The 20,624-nt window shown below is 42.2% G+C and carries 19 protein-coding genes and 1 riboswitch; of the genes, 11 read left to right on the forward strand and 8 right to left on the reverse strand.

The features are described 5' to 3' along the window. Positions 1-238 precede the first annotated feature (238 nt). Positions 239-793: a YqgE/AlgH family protein gene (locus MST16_RS15480; RefSeq protein ID WP_180022050.1), complete on the forward strand. Its 555-nt coding sequence runs from the start codon at positions 239-241 to the stop codon at positions 791-793. Further along, the gene (ruvX, locus tag MST16_RS15485) at positions 786-1,229 is read left to right on the forward strand and encodes a Holliday junction resolvase RuvX (protein ID WP_078192570.1); all 444 of its coding nucleotides are present in this window, start codon (positions 786-788) and stop codon (positions 1,227-1,229) included. The genes MST16_RS15480 and ruvX overlap by 8 nt, the downstream gene beginning before the upstream one ends. A 105-nt stretch (positions 1,230-1,334) precedes the next feature. On the opposite strand, the gene MST16_RS15490 is transcribed toward ruvX, so the two are convergent. The 3 genes from MST16_RS15490 to MST16_RS15500 form a co-directional block, all read right to left on the reverse strand. After that, entirely contained in the window at positions 1,335-2,339 is a 1,005-nt protein-coding gene (locus tag MST16_RS15490; protein ID WP_180064879.1) for an HlyD family secretion protein, read from the reverse strand. 138 nt (positions 2,340-2,477) lie between these two features. Next, a complete protein-coding gene (locus tag MST16_RS15495; RefSeq protein WP_257225765.1) occupies positions 2,478-2,579 on the reverse strand; it encodes a DUF1656 domain-containing protein in 102 nt (33 codons plus the stop codon). Continuing rightward, positions 2,572-4,671 carry an FUSC family protein gene (locus MST16_RS15500; RefSeq protein WP_180092163.1) on the reverse strand — a complete coding sequence of 700 codons (2,100 nt, stop codon included), beginning with the start codon at positions 4,669-4,671 and terminating at the stop codon, positions 2,572-2,574. Before MST16_RS15500 ends, MST16_RS15495 begins: the two co-directional genes overlap by 8 nt. Positions 4,672-5,135: 464 nt before the next feature. Here MST16_RS15500 and MST16_RS15505 point away from each other — a divergent pair, with 464 nt between their 5' ends. After that, on the forward strand, positions 5,136-5,912 hold the full coding sequence (locus MST16_RS15505; protein WP_078189430.1) for an IclR family transcriptional regulator: 777 nt from the start codon (positions 5,136-5,138) through the stop codon (positions 5,910-5,912). A gap of 221 nt (positions 5,913-6,133) precedes the next feature. Here MST16_RS15505 and MST16_RS15510 read toward each other — a convergent pair whose 3' ends face one another. Next, entirely contained in the window at positions 6,134-6,760 is a 627-nt protein-coding gene (locus tag MST16_RS15510; protein WP_180092166.1) for an alpha-ketoglutarate-dependent dioxygenase AlkB, read from the reverse strand. Between the two features lie 171 nt (positions 6,761-6,931). Between MST16_RS15510 and MST16_RS15515 the strand changes: the two genes are divergently transcribed. Beyond that, a complete protein-coding gene (locus tag MST16_RS15515) occupies positions 6,932-8,728 on the forward strand; it encodes an ABC transporter ATP-binding protein (RefSeq protein ID WP_078189432.1) in 1,797 nt (598 codons plus the stop codon). Between the two features lie 58 nt (positions 8,729-8,786). Here the strand turns inward: MST16_RS15515 and phoU are convergent, their stop codons facing one another. Together phoU and MST16_RS15525 are read right to left on the reverse strand one after the other, a co-directional pair. Next, the gene (phoU, locus tag MST16_RS15520) at positions 8,787-9,503 is read right to left on the reverse strand and encodes a phosphate signaling complex protein PhoU (RefSeq protein ID WP_078189433.1); all 717 of its coding nucleotides are present in this window, start codon (positions 9,501-9,503) and stop codon (positions 8,787-8,789) included. 83 nt (positions 9,504-9,586) lie between these two features. After that, positions 9,587-10,942: a TolC family outer membrane protein gene (locus tag MST16_RS15525; protein WP_078189434.1), complete on the reverse strand. Its 1,356-nt coding sequence runs from the start codon at positions 10,940-10,942 to the stop codon at positions 9,587-9,589. A 314-nt stretch (positions 10,943-11,256) separates the two neighbouring features. Between MST16_RS15525 and MST16_RS15530 the strand changes: the two genes are divergently transcribed. From MST16_RS15530 to MST16_RS15560, 7 genes are all read left to right on the forward strand, one after another. After that, entirely contained in the window at positions 11,257-12,243 is a 987-nt protein-coding gene (locus MST16_RS15530) for a hypothetical protein (RefSeq protein WP_180092181.1), read from the forward strand. Positions 12,244-12,345: 102 nt separating this feature from the next. Then, a riboswitch (TPP riboswitch) is annotated at positions 12,346-12,472 on the forward strand. 116 nt (positions 12,473-12,588) lie between these two features. Then, positions 12,589-14,484: a phosphomethylpyrimidine synthase ThiC gene (thiC, locus tag MST16_RS15535; protein WP_180064884.1), complete on the forward strand. Its 1,896-nt coding sequence runs from the start codon at positions 12,589-12,591 to the stop codon at positions 14,482-14,484. Between the two features lie 76 nt (positions 14,485-14,560). Further along, positions 14,561-15,181, forward strand: a complete 621-nt coding sequence (locus MST16_RS15540; protein WP_180039952.1) for an NUDIX domain-containing protein — start codon at positions 14,561-14,563, stop codon at positions 15,179-15,181. 10 nt (positions 15,182-15,191) lie between these two features. Then, positions 15,192-15,995 carry a 3',5'-cyclic-AMP phosphodiesterase gene (gene cpdA, locus MST16_RS15545; RefSeq protein WP_078192576.1) on the forward strand — a complete coding sequence of 268 codons (804 nt, stop codon included), beginning with the start codon at positions 15,192-15,194 and terminating at the stop codon, positions 15,993-15,995. Between the two features lie 209 nt (positions 15,996-16,204). Then, complete coding sequence (gene dksA / locus MST16_RS15550) at positions 16,205-16,732, forward strand: RNA polymerase-binding protein DksA (RefSeq protein ID WP_078189438.1); 528 nt, start codon at positions 16,205-16,207, stop codon at positions 16,730-16,732. A gap of 4 nt (positions 16,733-16,736) precedes the next feature. Continuing rightward, positions 16,737-17,654, forward strand: a complete 918-nt coding sequence (gene gluQRS / locus MST16_RS15555; protein ID WP_373683438.1) for a tRNA glutamyl-Q(34) synthetase GluQRS — start codon at positions 16,737-16,739, stop codon at positions 17,652-17,654. Between the two features lie 85 nt (positions 17,655-17,739). Then, positions 17,740-18,000 (forward strand): zinc ribbon domain-containing protein, encoded by a 261-nt coding sequence (locus MST16_RS15560; protein WP_180064886.1) that lies wholly within the window; start codon positions 17,740-17,742, stop codon positions 17,998-18,000. Here MST16_RS15560 and ftsW read toward each other — a convergent pair. Both ftsW and murD read right to left on the reverse strand, forming a co-directional pair. Further along, entirely contained in the window at positions 17,989-19,185 is a 1,197-nt protein-coding gene (gene ftsW / locus MST16_RS15565; protein WP_111884862.1) for a putative lipid II flippase FtsW, read from the reverse strand. The genes MST16_RS15560 and ftsW overlap by 12 nt on opposite strands. A gap of 21 nt (positions 19,186-19,206) precedes the next feature. Next, positions 19,207-20,553: a UDP-N-acetylmuramoyl-L-alanine--D-glutamate ligase gene (murD, locus tag MST16_RS15570; RefSeq protein ID WP_180064887.1), complete on the reverse strand. Its 1,347-nt coding sequence runs from the start codon at positions 20,551-20,553 to the stop codon at positions 19,207-19,209. Positions 20,554-20,624: the final 71 nt, after the last annotated feature.

Raw genomic sequence — 20,624 nt, forward strand, 5'->3', positions numbered from 1 at the left:
TTTTGTACTGCTGTTGTTCAAATCTTAATTAATTTCTTCACGATTCACCGTATTATAGACCTGCCTGCACGATGAAGATTGTTATCATGTCCCTCACAGGTCGAGCATGACAAATATTGAATTTGCAGAAAAACTCATTGTTGAAAACTTGTGAGTCTAGTATGTTGATAAATACAACGTTATTCGAATGCAATTCCCCCCAAGAATGAAACTTACCCCAATAAGGAGAAGCCATTAGGTGACTAAACAATACCTCACACACCGCTGCCTGATTGCTCCACCCGAAATGAACGATGAATTCTTTGCCAATACGGTGATTTATTTAGCGCGACATGATGAAGATGGCGCTCAAGGCATCATTATTAATCGTCCTTCGGGCTTGCAGATCAAAGAACTCTTGAATGATTTAGAAATTGAGGCAGATAATGTGCATCCTCATGAAGTGTTGCAAGGTGGACCTTTGCGCCCAGAGGCAGGTTTTGTTCTTCATACCGGTCAACCGACATGGCATTCGTCTATTGCTGTAGGTGAAAATGTCTGCATTACCACGTCTAAAGATATTTTAGATGCGATTGCACACAATGAAGGTGTGGGTCGTTATCAGGTGGCTCTAGGCTATGCCAGTTGGGGTAAAAGCCAATTAGAAGAAGAAATTGCTCGGGGTGATTGGCTCATTTGTGACTCAGACATGGATTTAATATTTAACTTACCTTATGACGACCGCTGGGACGCTGCCTATAAAAAAATGGGCGTAGACCGCACGTGGTTATCATCTGAGATTGGACATGCCTGATTTACCACAATATCAAATGATTATGGCCTTTGACTTTGGCACACAAAAAACAGGAATGGCTGTGGGACAAGCCTTGATTGAAAGTGCAAATCCCCTGCCACTCTTTCCCATGAAAGATGGCATTCCCAATTGGGATAATCTACTCAAGATTGTGAAACAGTATCAGCCGGATTTGTTCATCGTGGGTCTACCGCTCAATATGGATGATAGCGAATCTGAACTCTCCACACGTGCGCGTAAATTTGCACGACGCCTTCGCCACCAAACCAATATTGAAACTTTGATGGTCGATGAACGATTAACTACACGTGAAGCGCGTGATGAATTAGATCATTATCAAGCCCAAGGCCGTGCGAAGAATCTTTCTGCCGACAGCCTTGCTGCAGCATTATTTATTGAAAGTTGGTATCGAAATCCAGTGGGACTGAAACCTTAAGCGCTTTCAACAAACAGGCAAATAAAAAAGCATCCGAAAAAGGATGCTTTTTTATGCGCAAGATTGATCACTCAATGCTGCGCAAATGAAATGATTGGGGATAACTTAGTTTTTATCCACAATATGAATCGTGGTGGTTCGACCCGCGACAAAAGCCAACTGATCATGCGGCACTTCATCCAGTACAATTTTCACTGGTACACGCTGTGCCAAACGAACCCAACTAAAGGTTGGATTGACATTGGCCAGTAAACTATCAGTCGATGTACGTTCACGGTCTTCAATCCCTGTTGCAACGCCTTGTACATGCCCCTTATAAACTTCAGAACTTCCCATCAGTTGGATTGTTGCAGGTGCGCCAACATAGATTTTATCTAGTTTGGTTTCTTCAAAATATCCCACAACATACAATTGTTGACGGTCAATTAAGGCCGCTACGGCTTGGCCAACTTTGACGTAATTCCCTGCTTTGAGTTCAAAGTTAGACAATGTTCCATCAGTCGGTGCAACCACTTCCGAACGTTTTAAATTCAATTCTGCCAAATGCAAACTGCTATTCGCCGCTTCAATCAGGGCTTTTTGCTGCACCACACTGGCTTTGGCTTGCTCAATCGCGGCCTGAGTTTGTTCATGCTCTGCATGTGATTGATCACGTACTGCAAACATTTGATCTTGTTCTTGTTTTGAAATCGCACCGTCCATCAAACTTGCATAACGATTTGCATTTTTATCTGCAAGATTAATATTGGCTTGTGACTTCACTAAATTCGCTTTGGCTTCAGCAAGCTGCGCTTCAGCCCCTGCCAGTCCTGCTTTGGCTTTCGCCAAGTCAGATTTGGCTTGCTCAACATCCAAAGCTTGACGTGCCACATCTATACGAAACAGCACTTGGCCTTTTTTCACTTGTTGGTTGTCTTGAACTAAAACGTCTGTGACCAAACCTGAAACATCCGATGACACTTGAATCACGTCACCACGTACCCGTCCATCACGCGTCCATGGTTCCGAATTGTAATAGTCCCAAATATGTTTCAGCGCAAGTAATGCGCCACATAGCACGATTATCAACAATACAGGCCGAACATATTTTCGGACATTCAAATTGGTCATACGATTACCTCAATCATTTCATTTTTTAGGGGCTTAGAACTGGCAGAAAATAAAGATTTCATGCACCAGCCAAAGCAACATCATAAATACACCCAAATAAAAAATATTGAGCATCGGCACCCAATCTGGCGCCATCCATCAGTCAAGCAAACGCATGATGACCCGCAATAACAGATAGGCCAATACCGCTTGAATCAATAGAATGGGCACATAGACGCCATATACATTTAGCTCACCCATGTTGTGCCTCGACCTGTAAATGATTTGGTGTTTGCTGTGTTAGGACATGACACAAACTGCTTTGAATATTGTTCAGCGAATACTGAATTCGATGCATAACATCATCGTTTTCCACACCCTGAACAGCCTGATTCAATCGTTGAATTCGCTCTACAATTTGCTGTTTCAAGCTCATATACACATTCTTTTGCCCTTGTTCCATGGCCCGAAAATAGTCATCTAAATCTTGTTGTAACTCTTCGAGTTCGCTGACCAGTGCATCATTCGGATCGAGTTTATTCATGAGTTCTTGCAAGCGGGTTAAATCAATCACAGCACTGGCTTCCACCAAAGCCCACTCGATCTGTTGTTTTAAATTCCCTGATTGCACCATTTTGCTGTTTAGGATGCCGATTCGGTCCAACATACTGCGTAAATGCACCCGAAACGGTAAGCCGTATGGCAGATATAAAGCCTGACGCAGTGCCTTGTAATGCTGTGAAAGTATACGTTGGGCCGTCATATCTGGTGACATCGCACGCACTAAATGAATAATAAACACCGAAATAATGGGTCCCAAAACCGTCCCAATCGATGCATCAAAGAAAAACACCTGATCGAGGCTAAAGCGGTTTTGAAAATTCAGTCCCATGATGGTCCCCATCAAAAGCGGCAAGCTGATCCCAATCAAAGGCGGATGTAAAAATAGCATCAGACAGAACATCACAAACGGTGCTAACACCACGATCAACTGCCAAAAAGCGGTCACATGCGGGAAAATGCCATAGGCGTAGATAAACACCATGAAAGCCGCATACATATTGGCGCGAATAAACATTTTCAATGCAGGAACAGGGTTATCCATTGCAGTTAAAATACAAGCACTGATCGCAGCCATTTCAGCCATCATAAATCCAGCTTTCCAACCACTGACGATCCAAAAACCTGTAGAAATTAAAATAATCAAACATGCAGACACCCCGCCACGAATAGCAACCCCCGCATCTCGGTGCAAAGTCGGATAATGACTATTGCCCAAGGCGGTCAGTATGGCCGGTAAAGTGGAGTCGCCTTGCTGTACCCGCTGCCAAAGCAGACGAATCGCACGAATATTCTGAATAAAATGGCGAATATCCATTTTTAGACTGCCCAAAATCACCTGCTGTGATGGCAATGCCTGTGTCTGAATGTGTTGAAAATCTTGCTCAAACTGTTCAGGCAATTGATTAAGTTTACTTTCCTCAATCTGATGTTGATCTAATAAAAACGCGGCAATATGTTCATGGGCTTGCTTGAGTGCCGTCCGATAATGTATGTCCAGACCGTCTAATTGTTTCATCCGTTCAGACATGGCCACCAAGTTACTGACCAACAAACTCAACTGATGCAAGATTTCCTGCAATGGACGTGTCATGCCTTTTAAGGTGGATTTTTCATAAGACAAATGCACCGCCATGACATGTATATCCGCGATATCTCGTGCAATATTGCCGAGGTTTTTTGAATAATTTTCTAGTTCGGCGGGCTCTAATAAAATCTGATCAAAAATTTCTTTGGTATCGGCAAAGGTTTTACTCACTCGTGTTTCGACTGCAGGACCAATATGCATTGGAAATAATGTCGTGGTCACGATGACACTACATACCACACCCACCGTAATTTCGAGAAAACGCCCCAAGGCCATATCGAAGATCGAAGCGGTATCAATAAAATACACCACGTTAAAACAGATAATGACCGTGGTATAACCCGCCAACATGGAAACATAACTACGAGGCGTACGGTCTAGCAGTGACAAATACAGGCAAAACCCAACCCAAACCGCTAAAAACACCGTAAACAGTACAGGCATGTGAATGAGATGTGGCAGTGCCACCACCGACACGGCCGCCCCTAAGAACGTCCCTAATACACGATACAAACTTTTTGAAGACGTCATCCCTGAATATGGATTCGCGATCACGAAAACGGTGCCAATCGCCCAAATCGGATATGCCAAATTCAGTACAAAGGCCACATACAATGCAAGCATGCCCGCGATGAACGTTTTGGTCGCAAAAATCCAGTCCATTTTATTGGGCCGAAAAGCGAGTATTTGTTTCGTCAGCAGCATGATGGATCTCGGTGGCTTGCTTCTTTTTAGTGAAAACGGCCTCGTATCGAATGCTTAAACATTCGATAGCACAACCTGTATCACGGCACAGGAATGACTAGAAATTTCAATAAGTAAAGAAGCGATTCAAATCGTGTTTCAAACCATTTGAATACAAAAAGTAATGTACAACATTGCCTGTGCATCACATGGATGAGCAATATTTATTCAATATAGGATATTTTCATAGCAATTTTGCTAAAAAAGTAAATAATAGTCAATATAAATATCTTATTTTGATAATTTAACTATATTTTAAATGCATATTTTAGGTTTTTCTTATGCTTTTATCAGGATGCCCTAAGAAACCCTGTGATATTTCAGATTTTTTTCATTTCAAATGTAGAAAAGCGCAACATCAGGCCGAGCAATTTGTTATAAAGTAACTTAACGATTCATTTTTTATTGTGACCAAGCAGGTTCTTATGGCGCTTTCCAGTTTTGGTAAAATTCTCACCGTACTCGACTTATTTTCAGTTGCTCGTCCCATCATCAATGTCGACATTATTAGTGAAGAATTAGGCTTATCTAAACCAACGAGCTATCGCTATTTAAAAGAACTGGTTTCTGCTGAATTATTGCAGCGCCTCAGTGGGACTTCTGGCGATTACACACTGGGTTCAAAAATTGCTGTGCTTGATTTTATTTCTCGCACCACCGATCCATTGGTGCAAATTAGCATCCCCTTCATGAAAGAAATTGTGGAACGCACAGAGTCTTGCTGCTTATTGACGCATCTAAATATCGACTCTTGCATTGATGTACATCATGAACTTTATAAAGACTATGCCGCATTGGCTTATGGTCGAGGTAGCCCGCGTCCAATGTATAAAGGCTCATCGTCTAAAGTAATTTTGTCTCAGTTACCTAAGCAACGGATTTTAGATTATTACCACCGTTTTGCGGACGAGTTATCTCAAGTTGGTTTTGCGCATAATGAAGAAGAATTTATGCAGCAAATGAAAAAGATTAAAAAGCAGGGTTATTATTTTTCCAATGGTGAAGTTGACCCGAATATGTCGAGCTTATCGATTCCGATTAAGTTTTCCAGTAAAGAACCCCCACTTGCTTTGACCCTATTGGCGTCTAAAAATCGTTTTGAATTTATGAATTTTCAAAAAGTCGTAGAAATGATGCAAGACTGTACAGCGCGTATTGAGAAAAAATACAGCAGTATGATGGAAGAATCGGACGCCATTTAAATCTGATCAGTTTGCGCACAACTGATGCGATGTTGTAAAGATGATATTTAATTAATCTGATAAATTTATATTATTAATTGAATTTATTAATTATAAATATTAGATAAATTATCATAATATGATTATTGTTCTTTAGCAGTCATCTCAACCATGATTTCAGTTGATTGTCGCTATACTCTTCCTCAGAGAAAGAAAAAAGCTCATCTAGATATGGGCTTTTTTTACGGCTGTTGATCATAGAAATAACGAAAGGTTAAATTCACCCTCGGCTCGGTCACTTTCATCGACTTCATTAGGGCATGCTTCCAATACCGTTGGGTTTGCCCACGCATCACGATCAACTGTCCACTTTGCAGTAAAAGCTGTACTTTCTCTTGGGTGCTTTTATGTTTAAAGCAAAACTTTCGGCTTGCGCCAAAACTCAAAGATGCGATCACCACCTGCTGTGTGGGTGAAAGTAAAGACGGCTCATCATCACTATGCCACCCTACCGCTTGCGTACCATTTTCGTATAAATTGGCCAAACAGGAATTAAACGCCTGACCCACCCGTTGCTCAATATGTTGCTTTAAGCGTAGTAAAGCTGGATTCCAGATCAATGCCTGCTTTTGCATGCCTGAATAGTGATACTCATAATGGGCATCTCCATACCAAACCACTTTTCGCTCCGTTTGATAATACTGTCCATGCAAAATGACTTCATCATGCTGCCAAGCCAACTGCGTGAGGAAATAGCGTAAATATTTTTCACTGTCTTCAGCATTGAAGATCAGTCCATAATCTTCAACTTCACCATCATAGGGCAGCAGGTTTGCATGCGGTTCAGGCGCAAATAATTCAAAATTCATCGGTTCAACTCAACACTGTTAGGCGCAGCAGCGTGATGCTGAGGTCGTGAGCACATTTAAAAATATCTTAGCTGAAAAACTCTCGTCACAAATCAAAACATTGTCATCGCTTGTCGCATTGAATTTTCAGTCTTAGACTAAAGCTCATATTCACAATAAAAATAATTGCTTATGAATCTGTGGCAACTTTTCCAAAAATTACGCCCATTCGTACAGCCATACCGCTGGCTGGTGGTCGTGACGCTGATCTTGACCTTAATTGGCTCACTCACGGCACAGGTGAATGCCCTGACACTCAAATATGCCGTAGACAGCATCAATCAGCTTTTACAACAAGGCCTCGGTCTAGCCAATGGTTGGCATATATTAATCACCATCACCGTAGTCTTACTGGGAAAAGAAGTCATCAATGCCATCGTGCAATTTGGACAAAAATCGTTTGGTGAAAAGTTACGTATTTTAATTTCTCAGGATTTGTCCCAAGGCATTATTGAAAAATTTATCACCTATCGATTGGCATTCTTCGATCAACAAGACAACCAAGCAGGTAAGCTCCAAACTCGAATTGATCGGGGTGTCAGCTCGCTCACACGACTAGTTCAAATCTTTTTTATTGATATTTTACCGCTTTTTACCAGTGCGATTATTGCACTGGGCTTAATGTATTATGCCAATGTTTGGGTTGGCGTGGTGGCCACAATTATCGTGCCGATTTATTTTTGGCTAACTTTCAAACAATCACAAAAACTGGCAGGCAAACGCCGTGCCCTACGCGATAATTTTGAAAAGAAAAATCAGGGTATTCTGAGTATTATCAATTCGATAACGGTCATTAAATCTTTTAACAAAGAAGCCGTCGAATCGAAAAAGCAATTAAATCTGCAAAAGTCGCTGACTGAAAACCAGATGCAGACACGGCAAACCAGTTATATCTTTGACGGACTCAAAACCTTTATTGAACAGGTCGGTGTAGTGCTGATCATCATTCTGACGGCCTATTTTGTTTTGGATGGGCAAATGAGTATCGGGATGATTATGTATCACGTGTTGTTATTTAATAATGTCTCTGCCCCGATTCGCTCGCTGCATCGTATCTATGATGAAATTAACTCTGCAATGATTTATTCGGAAAGCTTCTTTAACATCTTAGAAGCGGATCATGAAATTGAAACCAGTGGCACTGCTCAACCTCCGATTCAAGGTCAATTTGAATTAAGCAATGTCGACTTTAGCTATCCCAATGGCTTTCAGGCATTGCACCGCATCAACATGACCATCCAACCGAACAAAATCACCGCCTTGGTTGGTTTATCTGGCGCTGGTAAATCGACATTAATTAGTTTACTGGATAAGTTTTATCATCCTCAAGCGGGCAATATCAAACTCGATGGCATCGATTTAGAACAGATTGATACACAGTATTTACGTGAAAATATTGGTTTGGTATTGCAAAAAAATCATATTTTCCCAGGTTCAATTTTTGAAAATATTCGCTATGGCAAAAGTACAGCTACAGAGCAAGAAGTCTTCGATGCAGCACGGAAAGCCTCGATCCATGATCAGATCTTAAAACTGCCGCATGCCTATGAAGCCGATGCCTTACTGCTCTCAGGTGGACAGCAACAGCGCATTGCCTTGGCACGCATGTTCTTGAAAAATCCGCCGATTATTTTCTTGGATGAACCGACTGCAAGTTTAGATGCGATCGCTGCTGAACAAATTAAAAATAGTCTGGATCAAATTAAGCAAGGGCGTACCGTCATCATGATTTCGCATAGTTTGTCGCAAATTATCGATGCTGATTACACCTATGTGATGAAAGACGGACAAATCGTAGAACACGGGGAGCATCATGATTTGTACCATCAAGAAGGTGCCTATAAGCAAATCTTCGATGCGATGGCGAAAAGTTTAAATATTGACAAAATTGCCCGGACTTTTGAGGAAGACGAAGAAACACATAGTTAATTTTAGACCGAAAAAAGCCCATCGTTTGATGGGCTTCGTTCATCTTGATGTTAATCAATTAACGCTGAACTTTTTGCTCAATTTCTTCAACACTGGTGTGACGGACATCTAGACCTTTCACCATATAAATCACTTGTTCAGAGATATTTCGAGCATGGTCACCAATACGTTCAAGTGAACGCAGCACCCAAAGTACATTCATCACCCGAGTAATGTGGCGTGGATCTTCTATCATATACGTCATGAGGGTACGGGTTGCCGATTGGTACTCACGATCAATATCGGCATCGGCCAAAAGGACACGTAAAGCCTGATCTACATCCAAACGTGCAAAGGCATCCAGCGCATCATGAATCATCACGCGGACTTGGTTGCCAATATGACGTGTTTCCATATAGCCACGCGGTGAACCACCCTCTTCACACAAGCTTTGTGCAATACGGGCAATTTTTGCCGCTTCATCACCAATCCGTTCTAAATCGGTGTTGGCTTTCGACATCGCAATCACCATGCGTAGATCAATCGCAGCAGGATGACGACGCGCCAAAATCAGGGTAAGCGCTTCATCAATTTCAGTTTCCATACGGTTCACCGTATTGTCTTGAAATTGAACATCAATCGCCATCGTTGCATCCGTATCCAATAAGGCATGAATGGCATTTGCAACCTGCTGCTCCACCAAACCACCCATGGTCATAAATTTGGTATGCACATCCTGCAACTCTTCATTGAATTGCGAAGAAATGTGATGGTTTAAAACAGGATTATTAGGCAAAGCGAGTCTCCACTACAACGTGAATCGGCAGATTTTAGTGCCATATTAAAGCATATTGATTGTGAAACTTTTATGACCATGGATTATTTCTTTAGTAGGATCGATGGCTGATTTTTCTGATCGACCAACCATGCATTCATTTCCACTAAATCAGCTTCCGTTAATTTCCCAACGGAGGCTTTGAGTTGCAGTACATGTATTAAATAATCGTACTTGGAATTTAAATAATCTTGACGGGCTGAAAAAGCATTACGCTGTGCCAACAGCACATCAACCATAGTTTTCAGACCTTCCTGATACTGGGCTTGTGATGCTAAAGACACTTGCGCGGAAGAATCCATCGCGGCTTTACGTGCCTGTAATTTACTTTGATCCGTTTCGACTTGCATATAAGATTTTTTTACATCGGTTTGTGCTTTTCGAATTGCTGCATCCACCTGTGCTTGGCTTTTTTCAACATTGATCGCTGCTTGCTTAATGGATTTCTGTGTCCGTCCACCATTAAACACATTCCAGTTCATTTCAATCCCCACCTGATCAAATTGACCATCTTGCGACATGATGGATTGTGGACTTTGCTTGTTATACCCATAGGTCCCTACCGCTTCAATCTGAGGATATAAGGCGGCCTTTTCGACGCGTTTACCATCTTCCGCATAACGTTGTTGCATACGCGCTTGTAAAATGCCTAGGTTCTGCCCCTGAGCCAGTTCTTCCCACGCTTGCACATTATTTGGAATCGGTTTTTCAAACTGAAAATCTTCACGTAACACCGCCAGATTTTCTCGATATGGTCCAATCAACTGTTGTAATTGTTCCTGCGCCAAAACCAATTGAACATTGGTTGCCATGCGGTTTGCCCGTGCATTTTGATATTGTGCATTGGCTTCACTGACATCACTTTTTGCCACTAGGCCTTCTTTTAATTTGCCATTCATCATACGCAACTGTTCAGATAGCGCCTGTTCTTCTTGTAGGTTGGCAACCGTCAAAGCTTGTTGACGTAGGACATTAAAATAAGCTTCAGAGACATTTAAAATATGATCTTGTTTTTGAATCCGCAGATTAATTTCACTTAAATTAATCGAGGTCTTGACTTGCTTCAGCCCTTCCCATGCATCCCAACGAAAAATGGGCTGACGGGCAGTGAGCGCAATTTGTCTTGTTGTGGTGCTGTCTGGCATGATCAGCCCGGCTTGAGCGCCACTTTGGTTGGAATTTTGATTTTTTCGGGTCACATTTCCGGAGATTGTTACCGTCGGGAGTAAGTTCCCATTGGCAATCCCCAAATTCAATTTATCCGCTTCATATTGTAGTTTATTGGCTTGCCAATTGGGGTCTTCTTGTTTTGCACGTTCATAAGCTTGCACAAGGTCTAGCGCACACGCCCATTGACTCGTGAAAAGCAAACAAAGACCCACCACAACTTTTTTGTTCATTTTTTTTGTAAATTCCTAATATTCAAATACCCGAGATTGAATATTCAAGCCTAAAACTAAGCAGATACTAATCATATCCTTGCAAATTTCCGTATGATTTTTATTAATTTTTTATATCAAATGCGACAAAACCGGATAATTTCAGTCGTTTTCGGACACTACTCACAACGCTATAACAAAGAACTGTACAATAGTACACATATTGCACGTGTTTCATCTATAAAATAGTCGACATTCCATCGGACAATACCACTTCTATAGCGCATCGAGTTCCTGTGTCAAAATTTTTTCAGCTGCCTGCAAAGTTTAGTGCAATGTTTTTATGTTTCAGTATGTTGAATGGATGCCAACAACAGCCTGAACCTCAACCTGCACCAGAGTTTCCCAACAATAAGACTGTTCAAAAAGAAGCAGTCGATTTGTCTTTGCTGTGCAAAAAACTTGAAAAAAACATGCTGGAAATAGACGATCAACGAACAACTTTCGCTTTAGAACAAATCAACCAAGATCTCAAAGTCTGCTTACCGCTATTAAAAGCGGACGAACAAAAAAAATTACTGCGTTTGTCCAATCAAATGTATCGCAACTTTTTACATGTTGAACGTACAGCTCAACAGCAAATGGCGTTCGAACAATTTGCCTTTGATATGGCTCAGCATCCCACCATTCAACAAAATCATTATGAGCAGCTCACTGCCCGAGATCAGTATTTACTGAAACATAAAGGCCAAGCTTATGTGGAGTTGTTCGATGCAGGTGAAGGACAATTACGCTATCGCCGCAGTCCTGAATATTTAGCCAAAATTTTTGCGCCTTATATGCAAGAATCTGAGCAAGTCTTTATTGAAAAACTGGCTGAACAAAATGCACAACCTGCCTTGCTGCAACAAAGTTTAGCCATTGAGCCACAAGAGATTGCGACACGTGCAATTTTTTGGGAAGACTATCTGAAACAATATCCAGATAGCCCCTACAAAAAAGATGCACAACAATTACTATATCAATATAGCCAGTTGTTATTTATTGGTTCGGCACATAGTCCAGTTTCCAATGATTTTTCAGACCGCCTCAGTATTCAAGCCAGTTCTTTAGAAGAAATTGAACGCTTGGCTCAATTAAAAAACTCCAAATTGGCAGATCAGGCGCGTTTATTTTTAAAATTATTAGATCAAAATACTGCTGCATCTAATCAGCGATCAGAAGCGCAGCTGTTGAATTTAATTGGTGTCCGCAATCCTGATCCGCATTATAAGAAAGACTGTTTTAGTGACGCCATCTGTGTAAATCAGTCCTCTACTTAGCCAATCCAAGTTCAATTGCACATGTGCCTAGCCAAAATTCTGCACTGCAAAATCGATGAAAAATAACACTGTTTTAAAACAGCCTTCATGCTAATATCCGCACAAAGCTTGACGGAGCGCAGGTAATTTCCTGCTGAGATCATCTAAATTTAGTTCGCTAAATTTAAGGATGAGTACCGTTGAACCTGATCAGGTTAATACCTGCGTAGGAATCAAGCCATCTAAAAACTTAAGCCCTTCTTATCTCTTGGTTTTACGCCTTTATTTTCAGGTGAATCCATCAGATAAACTGCCACGTTTTTGGTCGTGCTTGATTCGTTGATGTCATTCATAAGGATCATTGCAATGAACCAATTAACGAATCTCACCGCTTCAGATCGCGCTGCTCAACATGAACAAGATGCTAAAGATCTCACTCGTATTCTCCCCGCGTCAAAGAAAGTCTATATCCAAGGCTCACGTCCAGATATTCGCGTACCAATGCGTGAAATTAGCCTTACAGATACGCCTACAGGTCTGGGTGGAGAAAAAAATCTGCCGATCATGGTTTATGACACCTCTGGTGCTTATACAGACCCCAATATTCAAATTGACCTGAATCAAGGTCTACCTAATGTCCGTGAATCTTGGATCGAGTCTCGAAATGATACGGAAATACTCGATACCTTAACTTCAAAATTTGGACAAGAGCGTCTTCGAGATATTCGTACTGCAGAGATTCGTTTTGCGCATATTTCAAAACCCCGTCGCGCTCGTCGTGGACACAATGTGTCTCAAATGCACTATGCCAAACAAGGCATCATCACCCCTGAAATGGAATACATTGCGATTCGTGAAAATCAGCGCCAGCGTGAAGGTGTTGATATGCGCCAACATGCCGGTCAAAATTTTGGCGCACGCAATTTAACTGAAATCACCCCAGAATTTGTACGTCAAGAAGTGGCTGAAGGTCGTGCCATTATCCCTGCCAACATTAACCACCCTGAATGTGAACCGATGATTATTGGTCGTAACTTCTTGGTGAAAATCAATGCCAACATTGGTAACTCAGCACTTGGTTCAAGCATCGATGAAGAAGTGGCAAAAATGACTTGGGCAACTCGTTGGGGCGCTGACACCATCATGGATTTATCGACAGGTAAAAATATCCATGAAACCCGCGAATGGATTATTCGCAACTCACCTGTACCGATTGGCACCGTACCGATTTACCAAGCTTTAGAAAAAGTTGATGGTGTCGCAGAGGACTTAACTTGGGAAGTTTTCAAAGACACGCTGATTGAACAAGCCGAACAAGGTGTCGATTACTTTACGATTCACGCAGGCGTACTGCTTCGTTATGTTCCTCTCACCGCCAACCGTTTAACAGGGATTGTGTCACGCGGCGGATCCATCATGGCGCAGTGGTGCTTAGCGCATCATGAAGAAAACTTCCTGTATACGCATTTTGATGAAATCTGCGAAATCATGAAAGCCTATGACGTGTCATTCAGTTTAGGTGATGGTTTACGTCCGGGCTGTATTCAAGATGCCAACGATGAAGCTCAATTTAGTGAATTACGCACCTTAGGTGAATTGACTCACCGTGCATGGGAACATGATGTACAAGTCATGATTGAAGGTCCAGGCCATGTCCCTATGCACATGATCAAAGAAAATATGGATCTACAACTTGAGGTTTGCAAAGAAGCGCCCTTCTACACGCTTGGACCGCTCACCACTGACATTGCACCAGGCTATGACCACATTACCTCTGCGATTGGTGCGGCAATGATTGGTTGGTACGGCACGGCTATGCTGTGTTATGTGACCCCGAAAGAGCATCTAGGTCTACCAGATAAAAAAGACGTCAAAGATGGCATTATCACCTACAAAATTGCAGCCCATGCCGCAGACCTTGCTAAAGGTCATCCCGGTGCGCAGGCCCGTGATAATGCATTGTCGAAAGCACGCTTTGAATTCCGCTGGGAAGACCAATTTAATCTGAGCTTAGACCCTGATACAGCGCGCAGCATGCATGATGAAACCATGCCGAAAGAAGCACATAAATCGGCCCATTTTTGTTCGATGTGTGGACCTAAATTTTGCTCGATGAAAATCACACAAAATGTGAGAGATTATGCAAAAAATCAGCAAGATATGCAGCTTTCTTCAGAATCTAATCCTGAAATTGAAACAGGTTTACAGAGCATGAAAGCGGCCTATCATGAACATGGTCAAAAGTTGTACCACAAAGTGTAAAGCTTAAAAAAAATCTTTTGTATTCAACAAAATCTCGGTTAGGATGAAATGGAAGATTTCATCCTAATTAGCGCTTATGAATATTATTAAACAGGCCACATATAACAAAAAAGATTACAGCATTGAAGGGCGTGAACATCTTTATAAAGGCTTTATTCAAGTTGAAAAAGTTCTGCTTCGACACCGCTTATTCCATCAAGACAGCATGATTCCAACCATTCAGCGTGAATTGATTCATCGTCCTGAAGCAGCAGGTGTGCTGATCTATAGTCATCAACAACAAAAATTTGCCTTAATTGAACAATTCCGAATTGGGGCGATTGATGATGAAACTTCACCTTGGCAACTTGAGATCATTGCCGGCGTGCTCGATGGTGATGAATCTGCTGAAAGCTGTATCCGCCGTGAAAGTTTGGAAGAATCAGGCTGTGAATTAGATGCGCTACAGCATTTATTTAGTTTTTATCCCTCTGCGGGTGCCTGCGCGGAATTATTCCACCTATATAGTGCTGAAGCTGAACTGCCTGAACATGGTGGAGTCTTTGGCATGCCTGATGAAGGAGAAAATATTCAATTGCATATCTTAAACTATGCTGATATTCCTGAATTATTAACCAATGGTCGGCTAAAAAACGCACCTGTCATTATGGCCTTGCAATGGTTACAACAACAAATACATACTACAAGGAATGTCTAAGGGGAAGGACATGACTTTAAGGGATACACCACAATACGACTGGACACTGATCCAGATCTCGGACACACATTTAATGGATCAGGAAGATCTTGAGTTTGTCCGCATGAATCCAGAGCAGAGTTTTCACGATGTGATTCAACAAATTCAGTTGAACCATCATCACATCGATACGCTTGTCCATACTGGCGATCTTGCACAAGTGCCGGTAGAGCGTACCTATGCGCGTTATCTCGAATATATGCAACAGCAGCCGTTTCCGTTTTATCAGATTCCGGGGAACCATGACGAAGCGTCTTGCTTCCCATTTCATCAACAGGAAGATCGTGCTCACTGCATCGCATTAGGCAATTGGTGTCTGATTTTACTGAACAGTGCGGTTAAAGGAAAAGTGGATGGTTGGGTATCACAACAGCAGTTGGAACAATTAGATCAGTTACTCACAGCACACCCACAGCAACACATCATTGTGGCATGCCACCACCACCCTTTTGCCATGCAATCGCATTGGATAGATCAGCATAAACTAAAGAACGCTGAACATCTCATAGATGTGCTTTCACGCCATGACAATGTCAAAATTGTACTATGCGGACACGTACATCAAGACTCGTCTAATCAATGGCGCAATATTCAGTTTTTATCGACGCCTTCGACCAGTGTTCAGTTCAAACCGCATAGTGAAAATTTTGCCTTAGATGAGGCTTTACCAGGGTATCGTGCACTCTATCTGAATGATAATGGTGAATTTAAAACTGAAGTTGTTCGGGTCAAATTAAAACAACCTCAAATTAATGTTGAAATTTCAGGTTATTAACTTTTCAATTTGATTTTTTTGCTTTACTTTATGGCTTCTAAAGGAAAAGTGATAGTTAGAATCCAAACATCAAAGACTATCAATAAGCAGAAAAAGTCTATATGATGACGACCCCCACAGAAGGAAACTCTGTGTTGGGTGGATAAAAAACTTGCATATCACCATATTTTTTGCGTATAGATATATGCATATGATGAGGAATGCCCTACATGGCGAATGACAACCAAAATCAAGTCTTAGACGAACAAACTGATGTAGTAGACGAAAAGTCTACCAAACGCGTGCGCAAATCAAAGCCAAAGGCGACTGAAGGTGGTTCTACTGCAAGCTTATTTGGTATTGAACCTTATCAGCCTAAAAAGAATGAAGAATACATGTCTGAAGGGCAACTTGAGCATTTCCGTCACATCTTATTGGCGTGGAAAGCTGAGTTAATGTCTGAAGTAGACCGTACTTTGAATACCATGCAAGACGAAAATACTGCGCTTCCAGATGTGAACGACCGTGCAACGCAAGAAGAAGAATTTGCGATTGAACTTCGTACACGTGACCGTGAACGTAAACTGATCCGTAAAATTGAACAATCAATTGAAGCGATTAAAAATGATGACTACGGTTTCTGTGAAACGTGTGGTATCGAAATTGGTTTACGTCGCCTAGAAGCACGTCCAACAGCAACTTTATGTATCGACTGCAAAACACTTGCAGAGATCAAAGAGAAGCAAAATAACGGTTAATTCTGTGTTGAGTAATTCCTCTCTAGCCCTCCCTTTAGATAAGGGAGGGAAAGCTGCAGAGCATTACGTGGGTCGGTTTGCGCCATCGCCAACCGGCCCTTTGCATTTTGGCTCTTTAATTACAGCAGTCGCAAGCTACTGCGATGCCCGTGCCCATCAGGGGCAATGGGTCGTTCGTATCGAAGATACCGACATTCCACGTATATTTCCCGGCAGCGAAGAACACATCTTACGTTGTATTGATGCATTTCAATTCGAACCAGATACCGAGATCATTTTCCAAAAAGACCGCCTTGAAATCTATGAGCAAGTCATTGCGCATTTGCATGCCCAAGACTTGGTCTATGCTTGTCAATGCACCCGAAAAATGCTCGGTTCAAATCATATCTATCAAGGCACATGTCGTAATCTTGGCCTTCCCCTTCAGGATCAGGCTATTCGAATCAAAGTCGATGCACAGAAGATTTGTTTTACCGACCGCTTACAAGGGACGCATTGCTCCAATCTGCAACAGGATTTGGGTGACTTTGTCTTAAAACGCCGTGATGGCATTATCAATTATCAACTTGCTGTCGTGGTTGATGACTACCTACAAGGGATGACCCATGTTGTACGTGGGGCTGATCTTTTGGACAATACCGAACGTCAAATTTGGCTCGGACAGGTTTTGGGTTATCCACGCCTTGAATACATGCACTTGCCATTGGCAATGAATAATCAGGGACAAAAACTGTCAAAACAGAATATGGCTCAAGCTCTTGATTTAAGCCAAGCGGGACCTTTATTACAACAAGCATTGCAAGCCCTACACCAACCGCCAGTCGACTTGGATACGCCACGTATTATGCTACAACAGGCGATTGCGCAGTGGGATATTCAACAAATTCCCCATGGCACAGCATTGCCTCAAATCTATCAATAAACCCACATCCCTATCTGAGCCAATCACTCGATATTCAATTGAATTATGCTTTAATAAAGTGATCAATCGACCATTGGAGAGCCTAATGTTTTTTATTTTTGGAATTGGTCCGAAACCCAAAGTCATTGAAAAGAGCCAATTTACTTGCCCTGTCTGCCGCAGCAGAACTCAGTATGAGTTAAAACAGCAACGTAATTATTTTTCTTTATTTTTTATCCCATTGATTCCCCTTTCTAAAGCCAAGGCCAGCTTTGTCAAATGTCTCCATTGTGGAACGGAGATGCCAGCCAGTGTCCTCCACCATGCATCTCCCGATCCGCAACGAGATACGAATTTAGAAGCTTGATTCTTCTTTACTTGGGTTTACTTCTTTGGTCGTGGCATCGATCTTTAATATCAGACTCACCATAACCGCACAGATAATCAAAGAAGACCCCCCATAACTAATAAACGGTAAGGTCAAACCCTTGGTAGGAAGCATGCCCATGTTCATGCCGGCATTCACCAAAATTTGCAGCAAGAAGATAATACTAATGCCATAAGCCAAGTAGCCTGCACGTAAGTATTGATGACGTAAAGCACGATGACCAATGCGAATACAGCAGACCAACATCACAAATGACAGCGTCAATACGGTCAAAATCCCAAAGAAGCCAAATTCTTCGCCCAAAACCGCCAACATGAAGTCGGTATGTGCCTCAGGTAAATACGACATTTTTTGAATACTATGACCCAAGCCGACACCAAACCATTCACCGCGACCAAAAGCCATTAATGCATTCGACAACTGGTAGCCTGCGCCTAATGGATCATTCCATGGATTTGAGAAGGACATCAAACGTTCTAAACGATAAGGTTCAAATAAAATCAAGAACACAAAGGCCATGATGATCGCACCAAAGGCAATTGCGAACTGAATCAACGGTGCACCTGCGAGGAAGAATACCCCTAGCATAGTTAAGGCAATCACCACCGTCGCCCCTAAATCAGGCTCTGCCATGACTAAACCGACAGTTGCAGCCATAATCACTGCCAATCGTACCAAGCCCTTGATGTTATTGCGAACTTCTTCAGCACGTCGTACCACATAGTCCGCGGTAAATATCGCCATCATGACTTTGGCGACTTCCGAAGCCTGTAAGGTGAAACCAGCAATACGAATCCAACGTTTAGAACCATTGACCTCTGTCCCGACAGCCAATACAGCAGCCAGTAAGATAATCGTGATAATCCATAAAAAGAAGGTGTTATTAAACCAAACATTCAACGGCACTTTATAGGCGATATAGGCGGCGGCGGCGGCGGCGGCAATCGAAATACCGTGTCGTGAAATGTAATGAAAGGCATTTTCATGCATGCGTTCTGCATAGGGCATAGATGCAGATGCCACCATGATCGAACCAATACACAACAATGCCAAAACACAGAACACCAGAACATTGCGCACGTTGACCTCGGCAGGTAACCGAGGAAGCCAACGCTCTACAACTTCATTTATTCTATTTATGGTCGTCTGAGCCAACCCAGCCATACAACTTTCCTTATCGTTCTTTTAAACGAGTACATTCACACAATCGACAAATTGGTGTCCACGCTCACTGTAGCCTTTAAACATATCAAAACTTGCGCACGCTGGAGACAATAACACCACATCATTGGCTACCGCATTTTGTTGGCACAGCTCAACCGCTTGTTTCAAACTTTCAGCATGAATCAGCGTGGTTGTCCCTTCAATCGCTTTTTCAATAATTGGACGATCTTCACCAATCAATACCGCAACTTTGGCATATTTTGAAAGTGAATCACGCAGCGCAGTAAAGTCCTGCCCTTTGCCTTGACCACCTAAAATAATCGCCACTTTACCGCCTTTGGCTTCAATCGCAGCACCTAGACCATCAATCGCAGCTAAAGTCGCACCAATATTGGTGCCTTTAGAGTCATTATAATAACGAACACCATGCACTTCTTTGACAAATTCACAGCGGTGCTCTAAACCTTTAAATGTTTTCAAAGTTTCCAACATGCCCTCTAGTGGCAAACCAATCGCTTCACCCAAAGCTAAACATGCCAAGGCGTTTGCCACATTATGAGTCCCTTGAATATACATGTCTGTACTTTTCAGTAACCGCTCACGACCACGTGCCAACCAAATTGTGCCATCAGTATCACGTAAAATACCTAACTGATTCATATCTGGTGCATTTAGGCCAAAGCTTTGCATTGGAGTAATATCTGGAACCAATGGACGTGTTAATGAGTCATCACGGTTATACACGACTTTTTTCACCGCTTGGAAAATACGATGCTTCGCAGTGTGATAGCCCATCATATCGCCATGACGGTCCAAATGGTCTTCACTCATGTTCAACACAACAGCCACTTCTGCGGCCAAGTTCGACGTGGTTTCTAATTGAAAACTTGAAAGCTCTAAAACATAAAGTTCAGGATCATCTTTGGTGAGATCCAAAGCTGGACGCCCTAAGTTGCCACCCACTGCCACTTTTTTTCCTGCATCTGCTGCCATAAGACCAAATAAAGTCGTTACGGTACTTTTCGCATTCGAACCTGTAATTGCGACAATCGGCTTATCTGTCGCACGACGTAAAATTTGAATTTCTGAAACCACAGGAATGTTGGCTGCAATGGCCGCCTGAATTTGCGGTAATTTTGGATCTAGCCCCGGGCTGATAATAATTTCTTCTGCTTGGAGTAATAAATCTTGGTCCAACTGACCGAAACTGGTTTGTACATCACTTGGAATTTGATCATGACCCGGTGGGACTGCTCGTGAATCGGTGACTGCAACGCGGTAGCCATGGCTATGTAAGAAATTCACTGCGGAAACACCAGAAATCCCTAATCCGGCAACAACCTTCAATCCACCACGCTGTATTAACATTTTCGCCCCATTTTTTGGTCGGTTTTTAAATCTGACAAAATGTTAGCACTTTGCTGTTTTGAATGCTTTTT

This window comes from Acinetobacter sp. YH16040_T (assembly GCF_024605785.1).
GTDB classification, from domain to species: domain Bacteria; phylum Pseudomonadota; class Gammaproteobacteria; order Pseudomonadales; family Moraxellaceae; genus Acinetobacter; species Acinetobacter amyesii.

Excerpts from the sequence above, each read along its gene's own strand:
- MST16_RS15510 (WP_180092166.1), bottom strand. The coding sequence starts at position 6,760 with ATGAATTTTGAATTATTTGCGCCTGAACCGCATGCAAACCTGCTGCCC.
- MST16_RS15525 (WP_078189434.1), bottom strand. The coding sequence starts at position 10,942 with ATGAACAAAAAAGTTGTGGTGGGTCTTTGTTTGCTTTTCACGAGTCAA.
- thiC (WP_180064884.1), top strand. The coding sequence starts at position 12,589 with ATGAACCAATTAACGAATCTCACCGCTTCAGATCGCGCTGCTCAACAT.
- murD (WP_180064887.1), bottom strand. The coding sequence starts at position 20,553 with ATGTTAATACAGCGTGGTGGATTGAAGGTTGTTGCCGGATTAGGGATT.
- cpdA (WP_078192576.1), top strand. The coding sequence starts at position 15,192 with ATGACTTTAAGGGATACACCACAATACGACTGGACACTGATCCAGATC.
- ruvX (WP_078192570.1), top strand. The coding sequence starts at position 786 with ATGCCTGATTTACCACAATATCAAATGATTATGGCCTTTGACTTTGGC.
- MST16_RS15515 (WP_078189432.1), top strand. The coding sequence starts at position 6,932 with ATGAATCTGTGGCAACTTTTCCAAAAATTACGCCCATTCGTACAGCCA.
- MST16_RS15495 (WP_257225765.1), bottom strand. The coding sequence starts at position 2,579 with ATGGGTGAGCTAAATGTATATGGCGTCTATGTGCCCATTCTATTGATT.
- MST16_RS15505 (WP_078189430.1), top strand. The coding sequence starts at position 5,136 with ATGGCGCTTTCCAGTTTTGGTAAAATTCTCACCGTACTCGACTTATTT.
- MST16_RS15540 (WP_180039952.1), top strand. The coding sequence starts at position 14,561 with ATGAATATTATTAAACAGGCCACATATAACAAAAAAGATTACAGCATT.
- ftsW (WP_111884862.1), bottom strand. The coding sequence starts at position 19,185 with ATGGCTGGGTTGGCTCAGACGACCATAAATAGAATAAATGAAGTTGTA.
- MST16_RS15530 (WP_180092181.1), top strand. The coding sequence starts at position 11,257 with ATGTTTTTATGTTTCAGTATGTTGAATGGATGCCAACAACAGCCTGAA.
- MST16_RS15490 (WP_180064879.1), bottom strand. The coding sequence starts at position 2,339 with ATGACCAATTTGAATGTCCGAAAATATGTTCGGCCTGTATTGTTGATA.
- dksA (WP_078189438.1), top strand. The coding sequence starts at position 16,205 with ATGGCGAATGACAACCAAAATCAAGTCTTAGACGAACAAACTGATGTA.
- MST16_RS15500 (WP_180092163.1), bottom strand. The coding sequence starts at position 4,671 with ATGCTGCTGACGAAACAAATACTCGCTTTTCGGCCCAATAAAATGGAC.
- MST16_RS15560 (WP_180064886.1), top strand. The coding sequence starts at position 17,740 with ATGTTTTTTATTTTTGGAATTGGTCCGAAACCCAAAGTCATTGAAAAG.